The organism is Cellulomonas sp. P4_H12 (assembly GCF_056400905.1).
Genome location: NZ_JBFUKJ010000088.1, coordinates 1 through 661 on the forward strand (window position 1 = coordinate 1; position 661 = coordinate 661).

1 protein-coding gene is annotated in these 661 nt (G+C 70.5%); it reads left to right on the forward strand.

Annotation, left to right across the window (positions count from 1 at the left end):
* A partial coding sequence (locus AC1DQC_RS19900; RefSeq protein WP_477052957.1) for a glycerol-3-phosphate dehydrogenase/oxidase occupies positions 1 to 661 on the forward strand: 661 nt, incomplete at both ends.

A 661-nucleotide genomic window follows, 5' to 3' on the forward strand; every position in this document is an offset into this window, starting at 1 on the left:
GCACTCGACGCCGCCACCCGCGGCCTCCGCGTGGCGCTGGTCGAGGCCCGCGACTTCGCGTCCGGGACGTCGTCCCGGTCGTCGAAGATGTTCCACGGCGGCCTGCGTTATCTCGAGCAGCTCGAGTTCGGCCTGGTGCGAGAGGCGTTGCGCGAGCGCGAGCTGTCGTTGACGACGCTGGCCCCGCACCTGGTCAAGCCGCTCGAGTTCCTGTTCCCCCTCACCCATCGGGTGTGGGAGCGGCCCTACATCGCGGCCGGCATCTTCCTGTACGACCAGATGGGCGGCGCCAAGTCGGTACCCGCCCAGAAGCACCTGACCCGATCCGGTGCGCTGCGAATGTCGCCCGGGCTCAAGCGGTCCGCGTTGATCGGCGGTATCCGCTACTTCGACACCGTGGTCGACGACGCCCGGCACACCATGACGGTGGCCCGGACGGCGGCGCACTACGGCGCGGTGGTCCGCACCTCCACGCAGGTGGTCGGCTTCCTCCGTGAGGCGGACCGGGTTTCCGGTGTGCGGGTACGGGATTCGGAGAACGGGCAGGCCACCGAGGTGCGCGGCCACGTGGTGGTCAACGCCACCGGCGTGTGGACCGACGAGATCCAGGCGCTGTCGAACCAGCGCGGGCGGTTCCGGGTGCGGGCGAGCAAGGGTGTGC